Source organism: Hyphomicrobium sp. LHD-15 (assembly GCF_031157355.1).
Classification (GTDB): domain Bacteria; phylum Pseudomonadota; class Alphaproteobacteria; order Rhizobiales; family Hyphomicrobiaceae; genus Hyphomicrobium_C.
In genome coordinates, this window is record NZ_JAVIFT010000003.1 from 321,683 (window position 1) to 329,102 (window position 7,420).

Consider the following 7,420-nt stretch of genomic DNA (forward strand, 5'->3'; position numbering starts at 1 on the left):
TTCTGAGGCCGGCCCTAAAATTTTTTATGCAGGGAGCGCGAGCGTCAGCCAGGGCGTGAGGGAAAGCAATCTGACAGGAAGAATCTGATCGAGCTGGGTCACCACCTCGTCGACGCGCTCGATCTCGGCGATCACCGTGACGGGACGGCGCGCGAGTTCCTCTCCCACCACGACGATACGGCCGGGACGCCAACGATTGATCGTCGCAACCACTTCGCTGAAGGGAGCGTGAGTGAAGACAAGTCTTCCATCGCGCCAAGCAAGATCGGCCGCGCTGTCCGCCGGCTCGACAGGCCCGATCGAACGGCCGTCGTAGAGAACGCGATTGCCGGCGTCGATGCGCGCAGTTCTGGCTCCCGCGCTCAAGCTCACGGTATGCTCGGTCACGAGCAGGCGCACCGCCGATCCGTTGTTGGCAACGGAAAACGCGGTTCCAAGTGCCGTCGCGCGGGCCGCTCCCGCCTCGACCACAAAAGGACGCCCCGGAGCGGCTGCGACCGTGAAGAAAGCTTCGCCCTCGAGCAAGTTGATGCGCCTTGCCGCGGGCTCGTAGTCGAGCGTGATACGCGTCTGAGCTGAGAGGTCGGCCACCGAGCCGTCCGGCAGCGTGATCGTCCGCCGCTCTGCTGTTGAGGTTTCGTAGTCGGCGTGTGGGCGCCTCGTCGCATAAAGCGCCCCGACGCCGCCGGCTAGCGCGAGGGCGCCGATCCCGAGTTGACGGCGCGTGATTTTCCGCGCGGTGATCGAGGCTTCGTGCTGCTTGAGCTCGGGCAGGTCACCCGCACTGTTCCAGAGACGCTGGATGTCTTCATACGCCGGGAGATGGCGCGGATCGGCGCCGAGCCAGGCGGCGAACTCGGCCTGGTGGTGGCGCTTGGGTTTGCCGTCATTGAGCTTGGCGAACCAAGCGGCGGCTTGTTCCACGATCCGAACATGCTCGCGCCGCGCAGCGTCATTGTCGTCGGGCGCATCCGCCATATGTTGAGCTTTCCTGTCGACCATCCGGCGATGAGGAATTTCTCCTCCTACTAGAGGATGACAATCGAAATCCGATAATTTCTGAGACTGTGCCCTTAGGAGCGCGCCTCGTCGAGGCGCAGCTTCAGGCGCACCAGAATGCGGGTCATGTGCCCGAACGCAGTCTGTGGCGACAGGCCAAGGGTCTGGCCGATATCTGCAAAGGTGCGCCCTTCAATGCGTGAGAGAATGAACACTTGGCGCTGCAGCGGCGGCAATTCGTCGAGCACCGACTTCACCAACGCCAATTCCTGGCGCGACATCAGCACGCGCTCTGGCGAGGGCGCGTCATCGGCCAGATCGAGCAGCGCGGCCTCGGGATCACTCGCGAAAGACAAGATGCGCTGGCGGCGATCATGGTTGATCGCGAGGTTGCGCGCCACGCGGAAGAGATAAGCCGAGGAGTTCTCGATCGGACCCGACGGCGAGGATGTCATCAGCCGCACGAAGGCATCTTGCGTCAGGTCGGCAGCGAGATCCGCGGATGAGCCGCGCCGCTGCAAAAAGCGCATGATTTCACCTGCATGCGCCTCGAACAGCTTTTGAAGATCCCACGACAACGCTCACGGCCACTTTTTTATCCCTGTCGCTGACCCGCGATGGCAGGGAGATTGAAACTCCAATCTACCTATGTCCGCCAAAATTATACCGCAACTGCAATAATTTAGATCGAATCCAGGGAGCCCGTCCCGACGTCGCAATATACTATACTTTTAAAATATACTTACCGTTTAATTTCAGTGGCTTGCCTCGCCCGATCCAACTGCAGCCCAGAACGCAAGGCGTCAGGCACATTCCGGCATTTGTGTTGCTAGACCGCAACGTCGAGCGCGAAGCGCTTTGATCCGGCGTCCGCGTGCTCTTCAATCCAGAGCAGATGTCTCGGCCCCATCGTCACGACGTAAGGTGTACCAATCGCTGACGCCTGCTTCGGCAACAAGTTTCGTGAATAGTGTGATGAGGCGGGCTTATTCGCGATGACGCGGCCACGTATATCGAGCAGACGTGAGATACCCTAGGTGATCTGGCGGCAGCTTCGGTGACAAAGTGTATTAATGCCGGACCAAGACGGGAATTGCTCCCTGCGATCCCTCCAGATCGGGAAAAAACCCTCATTGCGCGGAAAGATCTTCACTCCCTAGAAATCCTATTGGAGGCGGAAAAAATGCCGCCCTAGGTAGGTCCCCTTCGTTGTAGGGAGGCTGCCTGCCCACATAGCGAGATGTTCCTGGGGAGGAATTTGCATGGCGTCGACCGTGACCAGCAGCGCCTCGGCGCTGAACGATGGCGAGCGGGAAAAATCCCTCAATCTCCCCGATCAAACGACGACGCTGCAATCAATCTCTCCGGACGCTGGCACGATGCCGAACCCAGAGCCTCAGGCGCCGCCGTACACGCCAGTTCCGGATGGCGAGTATTTCAGCGACCAATGGCATTTTGATTTCATCGGCGACATCGCAAAAATCTGGGAGGAATTCAACGGTTCGGGCGTTCACGTCGGCATTTACGATGACGGTCTTCAAGCTTCGCATCCCGACCTCGAAGGAAACTACGACACCACGCTACAGATCATCATCGATGGCGAGATTCTCAATGCGGACGATGACGCCAACTTAGGCCACCCGCACGGCACATCCGTTGCGGGGCTAATTGCTGCTAGCAACAACGGTTTCGGGACAACCGGCGTTGCCTGGGGCGCGTCCATCACCGGCGTCGCAGTGCTCTCCCAGGGCCCTGCCGATATGAATATAAATTTCGCAGGCTTTTTGCAGGCCGTCGACCAGTCCGAAAATTTCGACGTCATCAATCACAGCTGGGGCCGCTACCCGGGCTTCTGGCAGACGGGCGGCGTTCTTGACGATGATGGCGCGCTGATTGACGAATGGCTAGAAGCGCTCGATTTGGGTCGTGGCGGCCTTGGCACCATACAGGTCAAGGCAGCCGGCAACCACAATATGAACGCGAGCGGCGACGGCGCTAACGCGTCACGCGCAACGATCATCGTCGGCGCATACGACGACGACGGAGATGCGGCATACTATTCGAGCTTTGGCGTCAATCTGCTCGTGTCCGCGCCTTCGAGTGGCGCGGAAAACAATCGCGGCGTCGTCACGACTGATATCGTCGGCACGCTGAATGGTTACGACATGATCAACGATCAGGGCGTGCCGGTCGAAGGCAACTATACGAACGACTTCGGCGGCACGTCGGCAGCGACCCCAATCGTCACGGGTGTCATTGCTCTCATGCTAGATGCCAACGAGAACCTCGGCTGGCGCGACGTGCAGAACATTCTCGCCTATTCGGCCCACGAGGTCGGCAGCGGAGTCGGTGGCGAGCGGCGCGCGGACGAAGATCACGATTGGCGTTACAACGGCGCCCGCAACTGGAATGGCGGCGGGCTTCATTATTCCGAGGACTACGGCTTCGGATCGGTGGATGCTTTCAGTGCCGTGCGCATGGCCGAGGTCTGGAGCCTATTTAACGCGCCGCAAGCCAGCACCAATGAAACCTCGTACTCCAGCACGGCGACAGATATCGCCATCCAGGATCAAAAGAACACGGAGATCAAGTTTACCTTTGACGGTACGGAGTTCGATGTCGAGAACGTCGGGATATCGCTCAGTCTCAGACACTCATCACATACGGTCGATGTCTCGTTTACCCTGAGTGGCTTCGCTTTCATCGACCCTGTCATCGTCGACACCTATCTGTCAGATCTCAAGATCGTGCTCGTCTCGCCGGACGGTACCGAGATGACGCTCGCCGACTTTTCACGCGATCAGGCGGTCGAGGACGCGTCGGCTGGGTGGTTCTCAGATTTCAACGCCCAAGGCTTTCGTGGCGAGAACGGCATCGGCACGTGGACGTTGAAGATCGTCGACGCGTGGATCGGCGACGAAGGGTTCGTCGACACGGCGAAGATCACGCTTCATGGCCGCGACGGAGGTCAGGTCAATCTTGAGGACGACGTCTATCATTACACCGACGAGGTGTTCGTGACGCTCGCTCGTGATGGCTCGCGGCAGAGTCTAACAGATGGCGGCGGAAATGACTGGCTGAACATGGCCGCGATGACGGGGAACCTCGTCGTCAAACTGGTCAATGGCACGACATCGACCTCCAACGGCGCCGCGTTCCTGACACTCGGCGGTTCCGCCAACATCGAGAACGCAGTATCGGGAGATGGCAACGATCAGATCTCCGGTAACGATCTCGCCAACAAGCTCTACGGCATGCGCGGCAACGATACGCTCAATGGCGGAGCGGGCAACGACCTCCTTTCAGGCGGCACCGGAAACGACACTCTTACGGGCGGCACCGGAGCGGACATTTTCCTGTTCGATCGCGCCCTCAATGCCCTGACGAACGTCGACACCATCACCGATTTTTCGCACATCGACGACACGATCTGGCTCGATGCATCGATCTTCACCGGGCTTGCGTTCGGTGAGCTCGACTTCGATGCGTTCTTCGTGTTCGGCTCCGGGCCGCTCAGCGCACTCGATCGCATTCTCTATGACTTAGCCACCGGTGCGCTCTACTTCGACGCCGACGGAAGCGGTGCAAATGCCGCAATCCAATTCGCGACGTTGAACGGCGTCGCCGATCTTTCGTTCGACGACTTCGTGGTCGTCGATCAAACGCAAGCGCCTATCGTAACAGTGGAAGATCGCGAAGCTTCAACGCCTCCAGTGGTGGAATATACGGATGTCGACCAGGTGCTCGGCGGGGATACGACGATATTCGGCACCGACGCCAACGACGATATCCGCACTAAGGATGGCGACGACCAGATCTTCGGTATGGACGGAATCGATACTATCGTTGCCGGAGCCGGCAATGACTACATCGATGGTGGCGGAGATGTCGACCTCATCATGGCCGGTGACGGCAACGACATCGTCGTTGGCGGCGGTTCTCCGGAACGTTACGGCGATACGATCTACGGCGAGGACGGCAACGATATCCTCACCGGAAGCGAGCAACCGGACAACGGTTCCTGGCGGTATCTTGGCGCGCGCGGCGACGTCATCTTCGGCGGCGATGGCGACGACAAGATTTTTGGCTTGAGCGGCGACGATATTCTGGATGGTGGGGACGGGAACGACATCATATACGGCGGCACGGGCGCGGATACCATTACCGGCGGCGCGGGCGATGACCGCCTCTATGGCGGGAGCGGCCTTGGCAATATCATTTCGGGCGGCGCCGGCGTCGACACTGCAGTGTTATCTGGCAAGATCGAGGATTACCGCTTTTTCTTCTTCTCTGCGGATTTCCTGACGAGTAACGAAATCTGGCTCGAGCGCCTCGATGCTACGGGTGATGATCGCGAATTCACGGCGATCCGCTGGCAGGACGTCGAATATCTCGAATTCGCCGACGGGACGATTGCGCTCGACCGGCCCCTCATCGTCTCGGATGGAGGCAGCCCATTCGCGCAGCTGTCGGATATCGAAGTGACGGTGAGCGGTTACGAGCTGGGCGTGCAGGTCGACTATGCCAATACCGTCGACATCACCGATACTGGCGCCGAGACCGGCGGATTGGACCGACTGCAAGCGGTCTTCCTGGGGCACGTTGAAGGCGACGTCACCGTTCGCAGCGACGCGCTCTCAACTGTATTTTTCCAGGCGCCCGGAAAGAGTTACTGGGACGATACATTCCAGTTTGTCTATGAAGCCTACCAAGGAACGGCGGAACTCATCGCTGCTGCAGGCGAGCGCAACCTCGAACTCATGTTCGTCATTGCGGATCTCGGTGCCGACGGAAAGATTATCGATCGCACGGCGACGTCTGTGTCGATCTCGACAGACCTGTCGCGCATCTATCAGCTCAATGGCGCTGCTGCCGACGATTACAATCTTGCTTTCGATTCTGCGACGTCCATCCGCTTCAAAGACATCGGCGACATGACCATCAAATGGTATGTGCCTAACGCTACGACGATCAACATCTACTTTGAGGCGTTCGAGGAGGTGACACATCTCACGCGCGGCGGCAATCAGGGTACGCTGGCGATCGAGACCGCGCTCGACGATGCACTCTTCGCAATTGCAGGCGGATCGGCCGAGTACAAGTTCCTGGCCGACGCGATCGATCCATCGAACGGTTTCGGATCTGCCGGCAACGAAATCGTCCGTTTCGGCAATCTCGGCGACGTCAACGCATCGAATGATGGCACGTCTGGCGACGACGCATCCATGAATTCCGGGCTCGGGCTCAGAGGTGTTATCCGACTGGGTGAGGGTGTCGACGAGGTCCGCGTGCTCGGATCCGGCGCCTTCCAGGGTGGCACAGTCGATGGCGGTATCGGGGTGCAATCCTGGCAAACCGAGGCGGACGTCATCCGTATGACGTTCGGTGTCGCCAACGTAATTGGCAACATCTCCGATCACATCTCGAACTTCGAAGTTCTGCAGCTCGATATCACGTCACTCGACGGCCAGTCGGCGGATGTATCGCACTTCGACAATCTTTCGCGCATCGACATCGCTGGAACGGACTCAGGTGCGGGCCAAAATTCCGTTGTGAATATTCTCGACGGCTCGACTGTCACCTTCCGTAGCATGGGCTCCGATCGCCTGGTCGTAAACGGTGCCAGCCAGATGTATTCTGCCTACGAGCCGTTTGGGAACGACTTCGGAACGGTCCGCCTCGATCTCAAGGAGAGTGGCGGTGAGTTGACGATTTCATTCGTCGGCCTCGAAGCGGATGGCTATGACACCGGCACCATAAATGTGCGAAACGCCGCGACGGTGAACATCGCCACTGACGCCAAGGATATGGATGTCTACACCGCCGATGCCACGTTGCCGGTGTGGGAGCCGACCAAGCCCTTCCACCAGGTGCTCGATCTCGATGCGGCAACGTCGGTCACGCTTTCGGGTGAAACCGGCTGGGACTTTACCGTCGAAGGGACAGACATCGGACAAGTCACTCGACTGGACGCCTCTGGTGTCAGCGGGTACGGCGCGGCTGGTGGCGTGAAGGCTATCGCGCAGACCGCTCAGTCCGTGACTTTCACGGGAGGCGCCGGCGACGACGAACTGACGGGCGGCACCGGAAACGATACGCTCGACGGAGGCGCGGGTAACGATATTCTGGACGGCGGAGAAGGGACAGATACCGTTGTCTTCTCTGGCGCCTCGACTGACTACACCCTCACCGAAGGAGCGAACGGCGAGATCTCAGTGGTCGACACCCGCGACGGAAGCGTCGATACGATCCGCAACATCGAGTGGGCCCGCTTCTCTGACATCACCCTTGCGCTCGTAGACAACACCGCGCCGACGGTGTCGCTTGCGAACACGCTCCTGTCGATCGCGGAGAACACCTCGACCGCCTCGCGCGTCAAGGTGGCGGACATCGTGCTGACCGACGACGGGTTGGGAACCAA

At 59.4% G+C, this 7,420-nt stretch carries 3 protein-coding genes; 1 reads left to right on the forward strand and 2 read right to left on the reverse strand.

Features of this window, described 5'->3' with window-relative positions; genetic code table 11:
• Positions 1-24 precede the first annotated feature (24 nt).
• Both RCO24_RS13525 and RCO24_RS13530 read right to left on the reverse strand, forming a co-directional pair.
• Entirely contained in the window at positions 25-978 is a 954-nt protein-coding gene (locus RCO24_RS13525) for a FecR domain-containing protein (RefSeq protein WP_308962798.1), read from the reverse strand.
• A 95-nt stretch (positions 979-1,073) separates the two neighbouring features.
• The gene (locus RCO24_RS13530; RefSeq protein ID WP_308962799.1) at positions 1,074-1,577 is read right to left on the reverse strand and encodes a sigma-70 family RNA polymerase sigma factor; all 504 of its coding nucleotides are present in this window, start codon (positions 1,575-1,577) and stop codon (positions 1,074-1,076) included.
• Between the two features lie 684 nt (positions 1,578-2,261).
• Between RCO24_RS13530 and RCO24_RS13535 the strand changes: the two genes are divergently transcribed.
• The coding region (locus RCO24_RS13535; RefSeq protein ID WP_308962801.1) for a S8 family serine peptidase at positions 2,262-7,420 on the forward strand (5,159 nt) is incomplete at its 3' end.

What these genes read in the sequence shown, in the direction of transcription:
- RCO24_RS13525 (WP_308962798.1), bottom strand. Translation starts at nt 978, where the DNA reads ATGGCGGATGCGCCCGACGACAATGACGCTGCGCGGCGCGAGCATGTT.